A 17,875-nucleotide genomic window follows, 5' to 3' on the forward strand; every position below is an offset into this window, starting at 1 on the left:
AGTCTACGGCCCTTCTGTGTTAGGGCTTGGGTGCGGATGCGCATCTCGCACATCAGTCTTTTCTTGCGCAGCCTTTGCAGCCGCTATCTGGACTATATCAAGATCCCGCGCGTGGCGCTCGTCGAGACACTCTGTTTCGAGCTGCAGCGTGACCATGTGAAACCCATGCTGTTCCGTCAGCCGCCGATAGGCCCTGTTCAGCAAATCCGCGGCCTCGGCGGGTGACTGATGGCGGATATGGGCGGAAAACGCGTGTTTGCCGCTGGTCAGCGTCCAGGCATGCACATGGTGAACATCCAGAACCCCGTCCTGCCCGTTCAGGTCCGCTGTTACAGCGTCGAGATCCGTTCCCTCGGGCGTGCCTTCCATGAGAATGTGGACCGCTTCCTTGATTACGCCCACAGAGGCCCAGAGGAGAACCACCCCGAACGCCATGCCGAGAATCGGGTCAATCGCCAGAAAGCCGGTGAACTCGATCACAAGGGCGGTGACGATGATCAGGAGGCTGCCGACAAAGGTCTGGATGATGTGCCAGAGCGCGCCACGGGCATTCAGATCGTCCTTGCTCGATTGCCACATCAGCGCCAGAGAGACCACTTCCGTGACCAGGCCCCCGAAGGCGACCCAAAGCATGGGGCCTGTGGCCAGGTGGATCGGGTCTCCGAGCCGCATCGCGCCCATCCAGATCACCAGAAGCGCCATGCCGAGAAGAAAGCCGCCATTCACCAGCGCCCCGATGATTTCGGCGCGGTACCATCCGAAACTGCGCGTCGAATCCGCTGGACGGCGCGCAATCCGCTGCGCGGTGATGGCCACGAGAACGCCGCCAACCGCCGACAGGGTGTGAAACGCATCCGACAGGACGGCAATCGAGCCAGTCCAGAGCCCGACGGCCAGTTCAATCACGAAGTAGACGCCGGTGAGCCAGGCCGAAATCACAAGGGCCTTGCCGGAACTCGGCATGTGCCCGGCGTGAGAATGACTGGCCATATCAGCTCTCCTCCCCTTGTGTACCGGTCTTTCGCGTCGCGGCGAAGAGAACCGACAGGCCGGTAAAGCCACCGAGCGCAAGCGCGGTCCATGTGGCAGTGCGGGCATCTCCGTTCATCGCCTGGTTGCCCATGTGAGCGAGCAAAAAACTCGCTGGAATAATCCCGGCCATCGTGGCCAGCGCGAACCTCCAAAGATGCAGCTTGCTCAGACCTGCGGCGTAACTGATCATATCGAAGGACAGAAACGGCAGCAGGCGACTGCCGAAGACCAAGAAGGTCAGAGTGTTCTGCGATCCGAACAGGCCTGTGTTAATCTTCTGACCGAGATGACGCTCAACGAAGGGACGACCGAGACCGCGGGCCAGACCAAAAGCGGCAAGCGCACCGAGTTCCGCGCCAAGAACGACAAAGAGTGTCCCGAACGTGTGCCCATAAGCCGCTCCGGCGGCGAGTGCGATCGGCGCCGAGGGCAGGGGGCTTGCGACGATAGCGATTGTCATAAGCGCCACGATAACAATTGGTCCGGCAAGACCTGCCGCCTCGATCCAGCGGTCAATTTCCGCGCGATCAGGCAGGCGAATGTCAACGCCAAGGACGTCCGGGAAGGCCAATGCGACGACTCCCATCAGGAACACCGCAATAAGAAGGATGCGCATCATCATGGATCAAAACACGGCATAGAGCAGAACGAAAAACGTCGCTGCCAAAAGGTCAAAGGCCACGCAGAATGGAATATACCAGTTCGGAATCCGGGCGAGACGATAAGAATTGTGGTGTGACATGTCCCAAAGGGCGTGCAGGGCCAAGCCCAAGGGAAGGAAAGCCCAATGCCATATCAGCCCCAAAAAGGCTGCCGAGCCGAACAAAAGGGCGACGGCGAGCTCTGCCCAGAACACGCGCGCTCTGCCGTCCGCGGCGCCAAAGCCGATATAGGCACCGCCAATCAAAGCAAGCGTGATCGAAGCAAGAGCTATCGAGCTCTTTTCATCCAAAAACAGGTGAGCCGGCATTGTGAGCAAGACAAACAACACACCAACCCATACGGGAGATTTCAAGATATCCCCGTGTCGATGGTGCGATACGTGATCGCCTGTCTTTTCGAAAATCTGTGCCATGGCTTTGTACCTAGGGATTCCAGCAACTGGAAGGTCAAGGGCTATTCATCCACGCGCGCAACGCAGCGCTCACTCAACCGTTCCACGGTGAGGTCAAAGGACCGATATCAGGACGTATTTGACGCTGACGCCAAGCTCATGTCCGACGCGCGTGGCGATTTTCAGTCATCTTTCGCCTTCTGCCAGACTTGCTGGCAGGCTGAGTAAAGAAACGTCGCTGACCAGGTCAGCAACATGAAGCCCAAAAGCGATTGCAGCATCAGCAACAGTCGAAAGGGCCCGACCACCTCTATGGACGAATAGCCAAGGGTCGAGAACGAGATGCCCGTAACATAGAGAACATCCTGAAACATCGGCGGGCTGTTGCTGAACGATTGCGGCAGAACGCTTGCCACCACCATCGTGTTGAACACGGCGAGCGTCACAAGTTCCAATACGTGCAGCAACAGCAACGCGGAAAACGTCAGGATGATCCGAAAGCCGGAGCCATCCGACCGCTGCGGGGAAAACTTCAGAATGCCCGACAACGCATAATGATGGACAATTCCCATCACGATCGCCGCGCATATTCCGACAAACATAGCCATCAACTCGGTCATACACCCAAACCCGTCTTCCTGTTCAAACAGGTCAATTTGACCATACATCAGGCTTTTAGCACAACGGGACCAATTGATTCTTCACTGGTCAGGCCAACGCGGGGGGCAACCCGTTCAGGGCGACATCCACCGGAACGGTCGGCAAGTTCGATGCGATCCAGCCAGGCCCTTCGCCTGATCCCAACATCCCTTCCGAGATATCGGCGTAGCCCGAATAACCAGCTTGTCTCAACGCTCGAAGCAGCGATGCGGAGCGTCCGCCAGTGGCGCAGATCAGTCCAACAGTGCGATCACCGCTCAGTTCCTTGGCCCTGAACAATCGGTCCGGAAAACCGGACGCGTGCATGCCTATCGGCCATACACCAGCACCTACGCCGGTTTCTTGCCACTCTTTGTGCGTTCTGACATCGATGATCCGCGCCGTATCCGATAGAAGCGCGTCAAAGGCATTCTCTGCCGACCAGACAGATCGGCTCTGCGCCAACAGCGGTAACGCCGCGACGGTCAGCACCGTCATATGAGCACCCAGAACGAAACGGCGCCGGTTCAAATCAAGAGCCATATTCGAAAACCTCATCCTTTGATCGGTTGCGATCCCAAAGGTCACATAACACACGCGCGACGCTACCCGGGAGCACGACACGGTGCAGGCACAGATTTGTATCCATCTGTAGCAAGGGACTGACCTGATACAAACGGCTACAATTCTGCCCATGAAACAGAATGCAACGATGATCTAGGAAGGACGCCATGGGACCGCCACCTCATATCCTTATCGTGGACGACCACGCTCAGATACGCGAAAGCGTCGCGCGCTTCCTGGAGAAGAACGGAATGCGCACGACCGTCGCCAGGGATGCCGTGGAGATGGATGCCAAGCTGGCCACCGGTCACTTCGACCTCCTCGTGCTCGATGTCATGATGCCGGGCGAGGACGGTTTGTCGGTTTGCCGCAGACTTGCGCCAGAGGGTGATCTTCCGATCATCATGCTGACGGCGCTTGGTGAGGAAACGGATCGGATCGTGGGTCTGGAAATCGGTGCGGACGATTATCTCGCCAAGCCGTTCAATCCACGAGAACTGCTCGCCCGCATCAAGTCGGTTCTTCGGAGAAGCAACCGCGACGAACCTGTGGCCGGAAGCCTCGCTGGGAGGAAAGTCTCTTTTGCGCACTGGATACTGGATACCGACCGGCAGGTGCTGATTGACGAGTCCACCACCGAGACCCCATTGACGACCTCCGAGTTCAAATTGCTGGCGGTCCTGCTGGAACGCGCTAGGATGGTGCTCAGCCGTGACCAGTTGCTTGACCTGACCGCTGGGCGGACGGCAGCCCCGATGGATCGAACCATCGACAATCAGATCAGCCGTCTCCGCCGCAAAATCGAGCCGGATGTACTTAGGCCCAGTGTCATCAAAACGGTGCGGAACGGCGGATACTGTCTGGCTGCCGATGTCGAGGATGCGCCGTGATGCGCCGTGCGATGAGGTCTCTGAGCGGCCAGTTGATCCTGCTTGTGGTCGCGGCACTTGTCGTGGCCCAGGCGATCAGCCTGTTCCTGTTCGCTGACGAGCGCACCCTTGCGATTCGTGCCGCATTGGGGTTCGAGGCCGCCGGTCGCGCAGCAAATGTCGCGCGGTTGATCGAGGAGGCCCCGCCGGAGTTGCAGGACTCGATCCTCCGCGCGGCGAATTCGCCATTGATCCGGTTTGATCTGTCGGACGTTCCGAGCGTGGAACACACCGGTCATTCGGATGGCGGCATCGTGGAAGGACGCATACGCGCGCTTCTGGGCGATAGCTACAGCCGGGATATTCGCGTTGAACTGCACGAGGTCGAGGGCGCGTTGCGGCCCCTTCCCAATCTCTCGGACGAGATGACGGAAATGCATCTCGCGATGATGCGCGGAGAGTTGACGGCGGTTGAGATGAACCTGTCGATCGCCATCAAGGGAGCGCGTTGGCTGAATGTCGGAACGCGGTTCGAGCGTCCGCCAATCCAATGGCCTTTCTATTCGATGCTGACCTTTGGAATTTCCGCCGGACTGCTCCTGGTGGCGATCTTCTGGTTTGTCATGACGCGCCTGACGCGTCCTTTGCGGCACCTCTCCAAGGCCGCGGACCATCTTGGCCGGGGCGAGGATGTGGGTGAATTGACCGTCGCGGGGCCGACCGAGGTCAAGGATCTGACCGTCGCCTTCAACCGCATGCAACGACGGCTGACCCGGTTTGTCAGCGATCGGACACGGATGCTCGCAGCGCTTGGTCACGATTTGCGCTCGCCGTTGACTGCTATGCGTGTCCGCGCGGAGCTGGTTGACGAAGAAGAGACGCGGGACAGCCTCATCGCATCGGTCGAAGAGATGCAGAGCATGGTCGAAGCGACGCTCACCTTTGCACGGGGCCTTACCGGATCCGAAGGTGCCGAAGTGGTCGATCTGCGCAATTTTCTGGACAGCTTGTGCAGCGATATGGCGGCACACTGCACCTTTGCCCCGAGTGATGATGTTGCCGTGCGGCTTCGACCCAACGCGTTCCGAAGGGCGCTGAGGAACCTGCTTGAGAACGCCGTTCGCTACGGTGGTGCCGCAAATGTCAGCTGGGCGACCCACGGTTCGAACCTCGTACTCAACATCGATGACAATGGGCCCGGCATTCCCGTCGACCAGTTGGAAAAGGTCTTCGATCCCTTCTATCGCCTCGAGCAATCGAGGTCTCTGGAAACGGGCGGTTATGGGCTTGGGCTCTCGATCGCGAGGACAATCGTCCAATCCCATGGCGGCGATATCCAGCTGGTCAACCATAACAGCGCGGGTTTGCGCGCTGTTGTCACCATCCCACTGGATGAAAGCGAACTAATCGAAGGAGAAACAGATGAAACTGAAAACGCTCATTCCAACGTTGCTGGCCAGCTTGCCCGCCAGCATGGCGCGAGCTGATGGTCCAGGCTCCTGGACAGGTCACATGTGGGGCGGAGGCTATGGCTTTATGGGCGGCTTCATGATGCTCGCCTTCTGGGGCGCCGTGATCGCATTGATCGTGTTTCTGGTGCTCAGGCTGCGGGACAATGGCACCCGTCCCCCGGACTCGGACGCGCAGGAAGCGCTCCGGCGCCGCTTTGCGAATGGGGAAATCGACGAAGAAGAGTTCCGTCGCCGCAAAGCAAGGCTCGACGAATAGACCCCGCCGCGGACGCCAAAGCCGTCCGACGCGACGCCCACCGACACTGGATAGGAAAGAACGCCATGGTCCCGGAAATTGGTCACTTCGCACTGGCCCTCGCGCTTGCGCTTGCGCTTGTTCAAAGCGTTCTGCCGATTGCAGGTGCGTCGCGTGGAAACGCCGTCTGGATGAAATCCGCCCAGGCGACGGCAATAGGACAAGTGCTGTTTGTGGCCATAGCCTTCGCAGCGCTGATGCAGGCCTTCATCGTCAGCGACTTCACCGTCAGGAACGTCGTCGAGAATTCCCATTCGCTCAAGCCGATGCTCTACAAGGTGGCCGGGACCTGGGGCAGCCATGAGGGTTCGCTGCTGCTCTGGATTCTGATCCTCGCGGTGTTCGGCGCGGGCGTCGCCTGGTTCGGATCGAACATCCCCGCCGAGACCAAGGCGCGCACCTTGTCGGTGCAGGCGTGGATCAGTGTCGGCTTCCTGTCCTTCCTGCTGCTGACGTCGAACCCCTTCGAGCGGGTGTTTCCGCCGCCGCTCGACGGCAATGACCTGAACCCGTTGCTTCAGGACATGGGTCTCGCCATGCACCCGCCGCTCTTGTATTTCGGGTATGTCGGCTTCTCCATCGTGTTTTCCTTCGCCGTTGCGGCTCTTATAGAGGGTCGCGTCGATCCGGCCTGGGCCAGATGGGTCCGGCCATGGACATTGGCCGCCTGGATCAGCCTGACGGCGGGTATCGCCCTCGGGTCTTGGTGGGCCTATTATGAACTGGGCTGGGGCGGCTGGTGGTTCTGGGATCCGGTCGAGAATGTAAGCTTCATGCCTTGGCTTCTGGGCACAGCGCTGTTGCATTCGGCCATCGTCACGGAAAAGCGCGATGCGTTCAAAAGCTGGACCATCCTGCTTGCCATCCTGACTTTCTCGCTTTCACTTCTCGGGACGTTCATCGTCCGGTCAGGCCTGCTTACATCCGTACACGCGTTCGCCGTCGATCCAGAGCGCGGAGTTTACATTCTGGGTTTACTCGCGGTGTCCATCGGTGGGTCGCTGGCGCTCTACGCCTGGCGGGCGCCCGAAATGGAGCCGGGTGGTTTGTTTCGCCCGATCAGCCGCGAAGCCGGGCTGCTCGTGAACAACCTCATTCTGGCCGCCGCTACGGGAACCGTTCTGTTCGGGACGCTTTATCCACTGATCCTGGAGGCTGTCACCGGGGACAAGATCTCGGTCGGTCCACCTTTCTTCAACGCGGCCTTCATTCCGATGATGCTGGCACTGGTCGTGTTCATGGGTCTTGGTCCATTCCTGTCGTGGAAGCGGGCTGATATCGCCGGTTTGCTCGATCGCATCCAATTCGTGGCCGTGCTGGCGGTCATTGCAGCCTTGGCCGCATGGTATCTTCTGAACGGTGGGCCGATCATGGCCTATCTTGCCATCCTCGGCGCAGCGTGGCTGCTTTTTGCGACCCTGCGGGAATGGGCGCTACGCATCCGTCTGTTCGAGGTTTCCCTTGCAGAGAGCGCGAGACGCGTGCGCAACCTGCCACGCGCCTCTCACGGTATGACGCTTGCCCATGCCGGCGTCGCTGTGTTGATGATGGGGATGATCGGCTCGACCGGATGGAAGAGTGAGGAGATCGTCTTTGCCGCCCCCGGGACCGAAGTCACGATCGCCGGGTTCGACATCACCTTCGAAGGGGCCGCAAAGGTTCAAGGGCCGAACTACATCGCGGATCGCGGCACCCTTGTGGTGCGTCGGGATGGCGAATTGGTCACGACACTTTTCCCGGAACGGCGGTATTACCCGGTCGCGGAAAGCCAGACGACGGAGTCGGCCATCCGCTCCACATTGGCGGGTGATCTCTATACGTCGATTGCAACGCCAGCCTCCGATCAAGTGAACAACGCCGGAGCATGGACCCTTCGGATCCTCTATGAACCGCTCGTCAACCTGATCTGGATCGGCTCGATCCTGCTGGTGATCGGTGGCTGTTTGTCCTTGTCGGATCGCCGTTTGAGGGTCGGGGCGCCGCGCCGTGCCAAACAGCCAGCCACCGATGCCGTTCCTGCCGAGTAGGAGAGAAGATGAAACGTCTCATTGCCGGGCTGCCGTTTATTGCGGCGGTCATATTCGGTGGGTTTTTTCTCTGGGGGCTCAATCCCGACCGGGATCCCAACGAGATCCCTTCCGTCCTGATCTCGCAACCGGCCCCGGCGTTCGACCTCGATCCCGTGCCGGGGTTGGAGACACCCGGCCTGGCCCGAAGCGATCTTGTCGGCAACGAACGACCGGTCGTGGTCAATGTCTTTGCGTCCTGGTGCGTGCCCTGCCGCGCGGAACATGCCGTGTTGACAAGATTTGTCGAACGAGACGGCATGCGGTTGTTCGGAATAAACTACAAAGACAAACCTGAGGATGCCGTGAAGTGGCTCAATGACCTCGGCAATCCCTACGAGCGGATCGGGTCCGACCTGTCGGGCCGGACCGGGATCGAATGGGGCCTGTCGGGCGTGCCGGAAACCTTCATCGTCGATAGCGATGGCACCGTTTTGTTTCGCTATGTCGGGCCGGTCGTGGGTCCGGACGCCGTCGAACGGTTCACGCAAGCCCTGAAGCAGGCAGGCGCACTGCCAAATGGAGCAGGTTCATGAGACAGTTGATTTTCGCATTTTGCATCGGGCTCCTTCCCTTTGCCGCCAATGCGGTGGAACCGGACGAAATGCTGACCGACCCGGTATTGGAACAGCGTGCGCGGGAGATTTCCAAGGATCTACGATGCGTCGTCTGTCAGAACCAGGACATCGACAGTTCGAACGCGGGTGTGGCGCGGGACTTGCGTCTGCTCGTACGCGAGCGCCTGGTCGTTGGAGACAGCGACGCGGAGGTGATCGAATACATACGGGCGCGGTACGGGGATTACGTGCTGCTGAAACCGCCTCTGGAGCCTGCGACCTACGCGCTTTGGTTCGCTCCGATCGCTTTCGTTCTGATCGGGGTTTTCGTTGGTGGCGGGCTACTGATGAGTCGGCGAAAGCAAGAGGCATTTGAAGACTTGGGCTCGGAGGATGAGAACACCGTGTCCGAAATTCTCAGGCAAAACGAAGCGGGGGATGCGTCATGATCTGGGGTATTTTCGTTCTTTTGACGCTGGTCGCAATCGGAATTGTCCTCTACCCGCTGCTGCTGTCCAAATCGAACACTCTCACCAGAGGGGATGCGGTACCGGCGATCCTCGCCGATCAGATGCGGGAAATCCAACGAGACATGGACCGCGGTTTGATTTCTGAACAGGAAGCTCAAGCAGCCAGACTCGAGATCAAGAAACGGATCCTCGCGACGACCCGCAATTCGGAAGAAAAAGCCGGATCATCCCGTAATGGTGGCAGAGTCACTCTCGTTGTCGCGGCGGTCCTCGCGCCGGTTATTGCCGCGGGCTACTATCTGACGATGGGATCGCCGGAGGTTCCTTCAATGGCCTTCGCTGCCCGTGCAGAGGAGCGGGCACAGACTGATGAAGTGACGGCGCTGGCAATACAACTTCGCGAAAGGCTTGTATTCGATCCGACCGGCGGCCCTAGCGAAGGGTGGATGCTGTTGGGCCAGACCTATCAGCGCACGGGCAGAGCAGCCGATGCCGTCGAAGCCTTCGAAGTCGTTGCCGAACGGGAGGATGCCACCTCCGCGACATTCTCCATGCTGGCAGAGGCTGTCGCGGTTGCCAATGACGGCGTTGTTATTCCACGGGCGAAATTGGCCATTGATCGCGCTTTGGACCTTGACCCATCCAATCCTGCGGCAACCTACTTCGAGTCTCTGTATTACCTTCAGCAAGAAGAGACGCGTAAGGCCTACGATCTGCTTGTTTCACGACTGAATCAGGAAGAGGCTTACGTTCCCTGGATGGAGACCTATGCAGCGCAGATCAACCGGATTGCAGCGGCAGCTGACCTTCCGGTCGTCAATCTACCCAGCGGGCCGACGTCGCAACCAGGCCCGAGTGCCGCAGATGTCGCGGCGGCGTCGGAGATGAATGACGCGGATCGCGCGGAGTTCATCCGATCGATGGTCTCGCGGCTGGCCGAGCGTCTTGAGGATGAACCGGACGATCTGGATGGTTGGATGCGGCTGGCAAATGCCTATACCGTCCTTCAGGAGCCCGATCGCGCCGTTGAGGCCTACCGCAAGGCTGAAGCGCTGTTGGAGCAGCAGCCCGCCAGTGATCCTCGGCGTGCGGCGGTCCGTGCCGCGCTTGAGCGGCTCGGCGGCTGACTACTGCTCAGTGTCCCGGTCGAGCAGGTCACTCCTGTCCGGCAACCTTTGCGGAAACATCCCGACCACTGGCTTGCGCCAAGGCGTTCATCACGTCCTCGGTTTTTAGCAATTCGGACAGCACAATGCCGTTCGGTGCCGATGGTCCGTAGACGGCATTGAAGGGGATGCCGTATCTGCCGAAACTCTCAAGGTAGCGGGAAATGCGCGTGTCCGGGCGTGTCCAATCTGCCTGCATCGCCGTGACTCCAGGCGCTTCAAGCGCGCTCCGGACTGGCTCCCGATCGATGATAAGTGTCTTGTTCGCTTTGCAAGTCAGACACCAGTCAGCGGTCACATCGACAAAAACGACCTCTCCTGCGGACACGCGTTTCGCTATTTCCGAACGATCAAATGCGATCCAAGCCATTGCCAACTGCGGCGTCGAACGCGCAGGTGCTGATTGCTGCAAGAGAGGACCTGCGGCAATGGCCAGGACAAGGCTGGCTATGGCAATAGACCACCTGAATTGGGACTGCACATTCGGGAGAGATAGTATCAGAACGGCGAGACCGGACAACGCCGCGACCGCGATGACAGACGCAAGCCCGGCGACACCGTCGAGCACCCAGAACAGCCACACGGCGGTTGCAAGCAACAAAACCCCCATGACGCTTTTGATGATCAGCATCCATCGACCAGGCTTGGGCATGAATGCGACCAGACGCGGGAACGCGGCGATGACGAGATAGGGCAGGGCGAGGCCGAGCCCGAGGCTCGTAAAGACGATGAGGATGTCCACGCCACGCCCGGCCAAAGCAAAGGCCACCGCGGTGCCGAGGAACGGTGCCGAACAAGGCGTCGCCATGACGGCACCGAACATGCCAGTGAAAAAGTCGGCGGAATACCCGTTGCGTCCTCCGGCCCCTGCAAGCCGCGTCTGCATGCCGTGTGGAAGGGCGAACTCGAACGCTCCGAACAGATTTGCCGAAAAGACGAGCAGGACAGCGATCATCGCCGCAAGAAACAGCGGGCTTTGAAACTGCAAACCCCACCCGACGCTGAGGCCTGCCGTCTGGAGCGCCCAGAGGACGAGCGCCAGACCCCACATGAACGTCATGATGCCGGCGCTGGCAGCGACGAAACCGAACCGGACACGGGTTGTGTCGTGATCGGTGTGTTTGAGCACAGACGACACCTTGATGGACAGCACCGGCAGCACGCAGGGCATCACATTCAGGATCAATCCGCCCAGCAGCGCGATCGCGGCAATCCAGATCAGTTCCATCATGTCCGGTGTCGTGGCGGCCAGTTCAAAGGGTGGTGCTATTCGTTGCGCCACGCGATCCGCGATGATCGTGAAGGCCCGGTTCTCGCCGTCGGTGACGGTAATCGACGGAGCCACTGTCACATCCGTATTCGACGAGAGGATCGGCAAGCGCGCCCAAAGCAAACGATCCTCTTCTCCCAAACGGATATCGGGTTTGCCAAGCGCAACACCCATACCCAGTTCGGGAAACACATCCGGCGACTGGAGTGGTTCATCGACGCGAAGGCTGACGATCAACTCCGTGAGGTCTTCGTCGATGAAGGCATTTGCCTCGCTGACGCCGCTCGTCTTGGCCCCTTCGGGGACGCGCTCGGAAAACGTACCGATCAGCCCAGCCGAAGTGCTGTCGATGACGTTGCCCCGTCCGAGGCGAAGTGACAGGTCAAACTCTTCCGGGACACAGACATTGGAGCACACCAGCAGTTTGACCTGCGCGGAAAGAGTCACAGGTGCGCCGGGATCTTTGAGCGTTATGCGCAGCGGAAAGACGACTTCACCCGCATAACCAAAATTTTCGATGCCGAAGGCTGTGAAGCGCGTCGGGGCGGGCCACATGAATTCGACATCTGCGACGTTTTCGGAACCGCTCCATTCGACCGAAGGCGGTATTCCCACCTCGCCCGCCGACCGCCAATAGGTCTTCCAGTTTTCGTTCAGTTGAAGGTGAAGCCCGGCTGACAGAGTCTGTGTGTTCTCGGGAACGCCGTCCTGTACACTAATGAGATGCGCGGTGAGTGGCGCGCTCTGGTATTCAGCAGAGGTTGCTGCCGCGACACTTCCAGAGACAACGGCCAGGAGCACGAAGGGAATAAGCAAAACCCGTCGCAGGATCAAAAGGCAATCGATCAAGATACCTGCTTCCTTCCCATATTTTCCGCAGATTTCGCCAGGACGGCGGAAATTGCGTCAAAGTCCACCTGTGGCAAAACCCTGACGACCGTCCGCACAGACAATTCGCGCAACGCCAGTCGCAGAAGATGAAAGGGTTCGACACCCATCCGGCAGAAGGTCTGACGCTTGCTTCGTGGACACGATAGCGCCGCGATCCGAGCAGTATTCAAGACTTCCTGCACATCCCCCAAGCATGAAACCCGACAACAGCAACGCGCCTACGCGTACCTTCCCGCGCACATCACGGCCTGTCGCGGACCACGACTGGAATCGCGGAGGTTATGGGCTCGGTCGTTTCCTCGATAGTATCCTTTGCCTTGTCGGAATGGCACGATTTTCCCATGAACTTGTGCATCACGAGATGCGCCCCAACGCACAGCAGGAGCGGGGCGAAAGCCGCTGCATTGCCCCACATGCCCGCCAATGTGCCGCCGGCAAGAAAAAACCCCGCAACGGGCAGCAGCATGACGACGCAACACGCCATCATACCATAATGCATGAGCCTGTCCGTGATCGGCTTTTTTCTGTGGCTGTGGTGGTCCATGACACCCTCTTTGTCTCGTTCCCGGCGTCATTTGCGACCCTCCAGCAGGGTAAGGTCAAGGATACAAATGGATACACTTCTCGCGGCCTTGTCAGGTTGCCTGATGCCGGGTCTCCCGTAAAAGACATGTACAAACCGTAGGCTAGGAGTGTGTCATGACGACATCGCGAAACAACAAGATCAATCGACGAAGCCTGTTGGAGTATGCGGCTGTCGCTTTGGTTGCACCAAGCGTGGTTCGAGCCGAAACCATTCGCCGCAACATTTCTTCTTTCCGAGTTCATGACTGGCAAGACCATTTCGACACGCTCGGCAAAGGGATCATCATCTCAGACACCGTGACGATGGCGCTACAGCACTGGACAGCGGACGGCGAGATGCGGATTTACCCGACATCCGTTCCGCTGACCGACGAACTCACCAAACGCGGTTACACCGAAGTGGTGGAAAAACGCAAAAACCCCAGTTGGGCGCCGACGCCCTCCATGCGGGAACGCAATCCGGAATGGCCGGCACGTATCGAGGGGGGTGATCCGGACAACCCCTTGGGTACTCGCGCACTGTACCTGTCGTGGCAGTACTACCGTATTCACGGGACACAGGACACGCGCAAGATCGGCCGCCGGTCGTCAAACGGCTGCATCGGTTTGTTCAACGAACAGATCGAGGAAGTCTACGAGCGGGCACCTGTCGGCACTCAAGTCAAACTCATCTGACCCAACGGGCAAGGCGGAAGATACAGGCATGGACAAATTGACTGCGCTGATTGGTGCCGTTTTTGTTATCGGCGGGGGTTTTGCCGTTTGGCAGTTCGTTGGAGCGGAAGATACAGCGGTTGGCCACTCCATGACGCCACCCGACACAAGTGAGATCGCTGAAGGCGGCCCGATCGTTCAGGTCCAGCTGCCTTCCCAACTCTCGCAACAGGCGGCGCTTGGAAAGAGCATATTCGAGGCAAAGTGTTCTGAGTGTCACGGTGAAAATGCTGCCGGTCAAAACGGTGTAGCGCCGCCTCTTGTGCACAAGATCTACGAACCAAGCCACCATTCGGACATGGCCTTTGTTTTGGCCGCTCAAAATGGCGTGCGTGCGCATCACTGGAATTTCGGTAACATGCCACGGATCGAGGGATTGACCCAGGGAGACGTCAAGATGGTTGCCGCCTATGTCCGCGAAATACAGCGGGCCAACGGGATTGACTGATGCGTTGGTCGAAGACAAACCGATGGATTCTGTCGATCGTTTCCGGCCTTTTCCTAGTGGTTCTCGGAGTGCCTGAGGCGCCAGCGTTTCATGGTGAAGCGTCCTTGGCGCAAGAATTTCACGCTCACGAAGATGTAGGGTCATCAACGAACGAGGCCTCTGGCCACTGTCATCCGGGACTCGATTGTTCTGTCACGGCAATGGTGTTGCTCCAGCCAAACGTGGTTTACGAGCCTCAGTTTCTGAAGGCCGTCATGCAAGACGGCGCGACCCAACGAACCGAGTTGCGCCCCACCAGCGATCCTCCACCGCCGCGACGGTGGGTCTGATTTCACATCGCTCGAAAAGCAGACCCAAAGAAGGATCGAAGACATGAAAAAGACGACTATCGTAGCGGCAGTGTTGATTGCAGGTACTGCGGTCACGGCATTCGCGCATAGCGGTGCCACCGGCATCGTGAAAGAGCGCATGGACGCCATGCTTGCAATGGGGAAGGCGGTCAAGACCGTGGCCCCGATGATGAGGGGCGAAACGGCCTATGACGCAGAAACAGTGCGCGATGCCGCGCGCCTGTTCCAGCAGCACGCCGGTGAGAGCATGACGAACCTGTTCCCTGAGGGCACAGGGGGCATGCCCTCGGAAGCCAAAGACGAGGTGTGGACCGACTGGGACCGCTTCGCAGCATTGGCGAGTCAGCTGGAAGAATATTCCGAAGGCCTGGAACGCGCAGCCGACAATGGATTGGGCGGCATGGGCGGCAATACCTCCATGGGTGGCACCTCGATGATGGGCGGTGGGTCCATGATGGGCGGGAGCACGATGATGGGCGGAGGCGACATGATGGATGCGGCCGCCATTGCCGAAATGCCCGCCGACGCAGCATTCGCGATGACGACCCAGGTCTGTTCCGCATGCCATGAACGCTTCCGGGCGGAAGAAGACTGACCATGCGCCGGTTCTTGACACTCGTCAGCGGGGCCGCCGTGCTGGGCGCGGCCAGCCTCGGCGTCGTGATTGCATGGCCTGTCGGCAGTGCAGTGACTCCGATTGCAATAGAGGGCAATGTCGACCGGGGCGCATATCTGGCGCGCGCCAGTGGGTGCATTGCCTGTCATACCAATTTTGAAGCGGGCGGCGCACCACTTGCCGGAGGGGCGCCGCTCGAAACCCCGTTCGGAACGTTCTACCCGCCCAACCTGACGACAGACCCGGAACATGGCATGGGCGAATGGACGGCAGAACAGTTCGCAAAAGCCATGCGGCAAGGCATCGGCCCCGATGGAACGCCGTACTATCCGTCTTTCCCGTACACCTTCTATGCGGATTTTTCTGATCAGGATATCGCTGACCTCTGGGCGGCGTTTCAAACCGTGCCGCCCGTGGACGAGCCTGCACCAGAAAATGATGTCAGCTTCCCATTCGACCAACGATGGGGGCTGAAGCTCTGGCGAGCGGCGTTCTTCTACGATCCGGATACCGAACCGATTGAAGGGCGAAGCGACGCATGGAATCGAGGACGGGAATTGGTGCGCGGTGCGGCACATTGCGGAGCCTGCCATACGCCGCGCAATCTTGCGGGAGGCCGCGATATCGGTGCTTCCTTTGCAGGCAACGCCCAGCTTCCCGGTGGCAGCAAGGCCCCCGCGATACGGCCAAAAGACCTGGTCAAAAATGACTGGACGGTTTCAAACCTCGCTTATGCGCTCCAGACCGGCATCACCCCTTCGGGCGATGCTTTCGGCGGCAGCATGGCGGAAGTGGTTCGCGAGGGAACTCGGTTTCTGACACCTGCCGATCGCGAAGCGATGGCGCTTTTCCTGCTGAACAAGGACACGGTCGAGGCGGAGAACCCCGCGTCGAACTAACACCACGCGGGGGCAACACGCCCCCGCTTTCTCGAGGATCGAAATGAGACAAACACGTCGGGATTTCTTGCGCCATGCAACACTGGCGGCCTGCGCGGCGGCCATCCCGCAGTCGGCTTTTGCCGCGACCCCGTTCGAGGACCTGATTGCCAAGGTTGCACGTCGACAGCTTCTTCCGGACACCTACCCGGAAACAGAGATCTGGGGCTATGACGGCCTCGTTCCGGCCCCGGAAATCAGGGTCACACAAGGCGATCGGGTGCGTCGCAGGTTTCGCAACGAGGTACCCGATCCCAGTTCGGTTCACTGGCACGGAATCCGGATCGATAACGCGATGGATGGCGTTTCAGGACTGACCCAGAAAGCCGTGGCACCAGGTGAAACCTTTGACTACGACTTCGTCGTACCGGACGCGGGCACCTATTGGTATCACGCGCATAATCGCTCATACGAGCAAGTCGCGCGTGGTTTGCGCGGTGCCTTGATCGTCGAAGAGGTCGATGGACCGGACATAGACCGCGAGGAAGTCATCGTTCTGGAGGACTGGTTGCTCGACCCTGAGAGCGGGCAGCTGTTCGACAATTTCGAACAGCCTATGATGATGAGCCACGGTGGACGCATCGGCAACTTTATCACGACCAATGGGCGCTATGACCTGACCTTGCCCGCGAAGCGCAACGAACGCATTCGCTTGCGGATCATCAACGCAGCAAGCGCTCGAATTTTCCCGCTGAGGCTCTCTGGATTCAGTGGCTGGACGGTGGCCGTGGATGGAATGCCAACCGGCCAACCCCAGTCGGTTGACGGCGAGTTGATCCTCGGCCCGGCACAGCGCGTCGACTTAATTGTGGATGTGACCGAAGGCGAAGGCGGCACCGCCCAATTGCTTCGCATCGGCGATGATGATCAACTGACCCCGTTGGTGAGTTTTCTGGTCAACGGCACAGCCAGTTCAGTACCAAGAGGCAAGCCACTGCCGTTGCCGCCGAACCCCGCGGCACACGCCCCGGACCTTGCCGATGCGCGTGATTTGCGACTGGTCATGTCCGGCGGGGCAATGGGGCGAATGCAGTCCGCATTGCTTGGCGGGGAACGTCTTGGATTCCGTCAGCTTGCCCAAGCGGGCAAATTCTGGGCCCTGAATGATGTCGCCGAAATGACCTACACGCCACTGGCCGATCTATCCCTGAACGAGCCGGTGCGCCTGAAGATCGAGAACCAGACCGTTTTCCCACATGCGATGCACCTGCACGGGATGCATTTCCGCGAGCTGCGCCCCGACGGCGCGTTCGGGCCGATGCGGGACACGATCCTGTTGGCCGGCAACGAGTCCCGGGAGATCGCCTTTACGGCAGACAATCCCGGCAAGTGGCTGTTCCATTGCCACATGCTCAGCCACGCCGCATCTGGCATGACAACCTGGATACGGGTCACATGAGATATCTCGTTTGGTCCCTTCCGATCACTGTCGCAGCAGCCGCCTTCACGTATTGGCTCTCGACCAGTGCATCCTCGGATGTCGGCAGCGCGTCCAGGGCGGAGAGCTACGACATCGAAGAAGGCGCGTTGCTTTACGCAGAAAACTGTGCGTCTTGTCATGGCGCGGGTCTGGAAGGCCAGCCGGAATGGCGAACGCCCGGCGCGGATGGGCGCCTGCCAGCACCACCACATGATGAGACGGGTCACACCTGGCATCATCCTGACAGCCTGCTCTTCGATTACACAAAACTGGGGGGTGCGGCGCTTCTGGCGCGTCAGGGCGTCGAATTCGACAGTGGCATGCCCGGTTTCGCAGACGTGCTGACCGACCAGCAAATTCACAACATCCTGGCCTTCATCCGGTCCACCTGGCCAGACCGCATCCGCGAAGTCCAAGCCGCGCGGACAGAAGCCGACGAACAACGGGGAGAGAACTAAA

The 17,875-nt window shown here is 59.4% G+C and carries 20 protein-coding genes; 13 read left to right on the forward strand and 7 right to left on the reverse strand.

The window, feature by feature from the left end; translation table 11 throughout:
* Positions 1 to 3: 3 nt before the first annotated feature.
* The 5 genes from FIU91_RS08620 to FIU91_RS08640 all read right to left on the reverse strand — a co-directional run bounded on the left by FIU91_RS08620 (position 4) and on the right by FIU91_RS08640 (position 3,268).
* Positions 4 to 990 carry a cation diffusion facilitator family transporter gene (locus FIU91_RS08620; protein ID WP_012187043.1) on the reverse strand — a complete coding sequence of 329 codons (987 nt, stop codon included), beginning with the start codon at positions 988 to 990 and terminating at the stop codon, positions 4 to 6.
* Between the two features lies 1 nt (position 991).
* Positions 992 to 1,654, reverse strand: a complete 663-nt coding sequence (locus FIU91_RS08625; RefSeq protein WP_092813037.1) for a TVP38/TMEM64 family protein — start codon at positions 1,652 to 1,654, stop codon at positions 992 to 994.
* A 3-nt stretch (positions 1,655 to 1,657) separates the two neighbouring features.
* On the reverse strand, positions 1,658 to 2,107 hold the full coding sequence (locus FIU91_RS08630; protein ID WP_012187041.1) for a DUF6010 family protein: 450 nt from the start codon (positions 2,105 to 2,107) through the stop codon (positions 1,658 to 1,660).
* Positions 2,108 to 2,268: 161 nt separating this feature from the next.
* Complete coding sequence (locus FIU91_RS08635; protein WP_012187040.1) at positions 2,269 to 2,706, reverse strand: ion channel; 438 nt, start codon at positions 2,704 to 2,706, stop codon at positions 2,269 to 2,271.
* 88 nt (positions 2,707 to 2,794) lie between these two features.
* On the reverse strand, positions 2,795 to 3,268 hold the full coding sequence (locus FIU91_RS08640) for a rhodanese-like domain-containing protein (protein WP_152462192.1): 474 nt from the start codon (positions 3,266 to 3,268) through the stop codon (positions 2,795 to 2,797).
* Positions 3,269 to 3,456: 188 nt separating this feature from the next.
* Between FIU91_RS08640 and FIU91_RS08645 the strand changes: the two genes are divergently transcribed.
* The 7 genes from FIU91_RS08645 (at position 3,457) to ccmI (ending at position 10,145) form a co-directional block, all read left to right on the forward strand.
* Positions 3,457 to 4,179, forward strand: coding sequence for a response regulator (locus FIU91_RS08645; RefSeq protein WP_152455322.1), 723 nt, complete (start codon positions 3,457 to 3,459; stop codon positions 4,177 to 4,179).
* On the forward strand, positions 4,179 to 5,645 hold the full coding sequence (locus FIU91_RS08650) for an ATP-binding protein (protein WP_152463694.1): 1,467 nt from the start codon (positions 4,179 to 4,181) through the stop codon (positions 5,643 to 5,645). Before FIU91_RS08645 ends, FIU91_RS08650 begins: the two co-directional genes overlap by 1 nt.
* Entirely contained in the window at positions 5,581 to 5,886 is a 306-nt protein-coding gene (locus FIU91_RS19660) for an SHOCT domain-containing protein (protein ID WP_254702077.1), read from the forward strand. Before FIU91_RS08650 ends, FIU91_RS19660 begins: the two co-directional genes overlap by 65 nt.
* A 65-nt stretch (positions 5,887 to 5,951) precedes the next feature.
* Positions 5,952 to 7,952 carry a heme lyase CcmF/NrfE family subunit gene (locus FIU91_RS08660; protein ID WP_092813053.1) on the forward strand — a complete coding sequence of 667 codons (2,001 nt, stop codon included), beginning with the start codon at positions 5,952 to 5,954 and terminating at the stop codon, positions 7,950 to 7,952.
* Positions 7,953 to 7,960: 8 nt separating this feature from the next.
* Positions 7,961 to 8,527 carry a DsbE family thiol:disulfide interchange protein gene (locus FIU91_RS08665; protein WP_009807483.1) on the forward strand — a complete coding sequence of 189 codons (567 nt, stop codon included), beginning with the start codon at positions 7,961 to 7,963 and terminating at the stop codon, positions 8,525 to 8,527.
* A complete protein-coding gene (locus FIU91_RS08670) occupies positions 8,524 to 8,997 on the forward strand; it encodes a cytochrome c-type biogenesis protein (protein ID WP_009807484.1) in 474 nt (157 codons plus the stop codon). The genes FIU91_RS08665 and FIU91_RS08670 overlap by 4 nt, the downstream gene beginning before the upstream one ends.
* Positions 8,994 to 10,145, forward strand: coding sequence for a c-type cytochrome biogenesis protein CcmI (ccmI, locus tag FIU91_RS08675; RefSeq protein ID WP_152462193.1), 1,152 nt, complete (start codon positions 8,994 to 8,996; stop codon positions 10,143 to 10,145). Before FIU91_RS08670 ends, ccmI begins: the two co-directional genes overlap by 4 nt.
* 28 nt (positions 10,146 to 10,173) lie before the next feature.
* On the opposite strand, the gene FIU91_RS08680 is transcribed toward ccmI, so the two are convergent.
* Together FIU91_RS08680 and FIU91_RS08685 are read right to left on the reverse strand one after the other, a co-directional pair.
* On the reverse strand, positions 10,174 to 12,303 hold the full coding sequence (locus tag FIU91_RS08680) for a protein-disulfide reductase DsbD (RefSeq protein WP_152462194.1): 2,130 nt from the start codon (positions 12,301 to 12,303) through the stop codon (positions 10,174 to 10,176).
* A gap of 283 nt (positions 12,304 to 12,586) precedes the next feature.
* Positions 12,587 to 12,844 carry a DUF2933 domain-containing protein gene (locus FIU91_RS08685; protein ID WP_254702078.1) on the reverse strand — a complete coding sequence of 86 codons (258 nt, stop codon included), beginning with the start codon at positions 12,842 to 12,844 and terminating at the stop codon, positions 12,587 to 12,589.
* Between the two features lie 200 nt (positions 12,845 to 13,044).
* Between FIU91_RS08685 and FIU91_RS08690 the strand changes: the two genes are divergently transcribed.
* The 6 genes from FIU91_RS08690 (at position 13,045) to FIU91_RS08715 (ending at position 17,874) form a co-directional block, all read left to right on the forward strand.
* Positions 13,045 to 13,605: a L,D-transpeptidase gene (locus tag FIU91_RS08690; RefSeq protein WP_152462195.1), complete on the forward strand. Its 561-nt coding sequence runs from the start codon at positions 13,045 to 13,047 to the stop codon at positions 13,603 to 13,605.
* 28 nt (positions 13,606 to 13,633) lie between these two features.
* Complete coding sequence (locus FIU91_RS08695; protein WP_121068480.1) at positions 13,634 to 14,092, forward strand: cytochrome c; 459 nt, start codon at positions 13,634 to 13,636, stop codon at positions 14,090 to 14,092.
* A gap of 372 nt (positions 14,093 to 14,464) precedes the next feature.
* Entirely contained in the window at positions 14,465 to 15,037 is a 573-nt protein-coding gene (locus FIU91_RS08700) for a cytochrome c (protein WP_092813068.1), read from the forward strand.
* Between the two features lie 2 nt (positions 15,038 to 15,039).
* Positions 15,040 to 15,957, forward strand: coding sequence for a cytochrome c (locus FIU91_RS08705; protein ID WP_092813071.1), 918 nt, complete (start codon positions 15,040 to 15,042; stop codon positions 15,955 to 15,957).
* Positions 15,958 to 16,000: 43 nt separating this feature from the next.
* A complete protein-coding gene (locus FIU91_RS08710) occupies positions 16,001 to 17,395 on the forward strand; it encodes a multicopper oxidase family protein (protein WP_152449572.1) in 1,395 nt (464 codons plus the stop codon).
* Positions 17,392 to 17,874 carry a cytochrome c gene (locus FIU91_RS08715; RefSeq protein WP_007803408.1) on the forward strand — a complete coding sequence of 161 codons (483 nt, stop codon included), beginning with the start codon at positions 17,392 to 17,394 and terminating at the stop codon, positions 17,872 to 17,874. The genes FIU91_RS08710 and FIU91_RS08715 overlap by 4 nt, the downstream gene beginning before the upstream one ends.
* Position 17,875: the final 1 nt, after the last annotated feature.

The sequence above is a fragment of the Roseivivax sp. THAF30 genome (assembly GCF_009363575.1).
Lineage (GTDB): Bacteria > Pseudomonadota > Alphaproteobacteria > Rhodobacterales > Rhodobacteraceae > Roseivivax > Roseivivax halotolerans.

Coding starts and splice junctions, on each gene's coding strand:
- FIU91_RS08620 (WP_012187043.1), bottom strand. CDS start 990: ATGGCCAGTCATTCTCACGCCGGGCACATGCCGAGTTCCGGCAAGGCC.
- FIU91_RS08625 (WP_092813037.1), bottom strand. CDS start 1,654: ATGATGATGCGCATCCTTCTTATTGCGGTGTTCCTGATGGGAGTCGTC.
- FIU91_RS08630 (WP_012187041.1), bottom strand. CDS start 2,107: ATGGCACAGATTTTCGAAAAGACAGGCGATCACGTATCGCACCATCGA.
- FIU91_RS08635 (WP_012187040.1), bottom strand. CDS start 2,706: ATGACCGAGTTGATGGCTATGTTTGTCGGAATATGCGCGGCGATCGTG.
- FIU91_RS08640 (WP_152462192.1), bottom strand. CDS start 3,268: ATGGCTCTTGATTTGAACCGGCGCCGTTTCGTTCTGGGTGCTCATATG.
- FIU91_RS08645 (WP_152455322.1), top strand. CDS start 3,457: ATGGGACCGCCACCTCATATCCTTATCGTGGACGACCACGCTCAGATA.
- FIU91_RS08650 (WP_152463694.1), top strand. CDS start 4,179: ATGCGCCGTGCGATGAGGTCTCTGAGCGGCCAGTTGATCCTGCTTGTG.
- FIU91_RS19660 (WP_254702077.1), top strand. CDS start 5,581: ATGAAACTGAAAACGCTCATTCCAACGTTGCTGGCCAGCTTGCCCGCC.
- FIU91_RS08660 (WP_092813053.1), top strand. CDS start 5,952: ATGGTCCCGGAAATTGGTCACTTCGCACTGGCCCTCGCGCTTGCGCTT.
- FIU91_RS08665 (WP_009807483.1), top strand. CDS start 7,961: ATGAAACGTCTCATTGCCGGGCTGCCGTTTATTGCGGCGGTCATATTC.
- FIU91_RS08670 (WP_009807484.1), top strand. CDS start 8,524: ATGAGACAGTTGATTTTCGCATTTTGCATCGGGCTCCTTCCCTTTGCC.
- ccmI (WP_152462193.1), top strand. CDS start 8,994: ATGATCTGGGGTATTTTCGTTCTTTTGACGCTGGTCGCAATCGGAATT.
- FIU91_RS08685 (WP_254702078.1), bottom strand. CDS start 12,844: ATGCATTATGGTATGATGGCGTGTTGCGTCGTCATGCTGCTGCCCGTT.
- FIU91_RS08690 (WP_152462195.1), top strand. CDS start 13,045: ATGACGACATCGCGAAACAACAAGATCAATCGACGAAGCCTGTTGGAG.
- FIU91_RS08695 (WP_121068480.1), top strand. CDS start 13,634: ATGGACAAATTGACTGCGCTGATTGGTGCCGTTTTTGTTATCGGCGGG.
- FIU91_RS08700 (WP_092813068.1), top strand. CDS start 14,465: ATGAAAAAGACGACTATCGTAGCGGCAGTGTTGATTGCAGGTACTGCG.
- FIU91_RS08705 (WP_092813071.1), top strand. CDS start 15,040: ATGCGCCGGTTCTTGACACTCGTCAGCGGGGCCGCCGTGCTGGGCGCG.
- FIU91_RS08710 (WP_152449572.1), top strand. CDS start 16,001: ATGAGACAAACACGTCGGGATTTCTTGCGCCATGCAACACTGGCGGCC.
- FIU91_RS08715 (WP_007803408.1), top strand. CDS start 17,392: ATGAGATATCTCGTTTGGTCCCTTCCGATCACTGTCGCAGCAGCCGCC.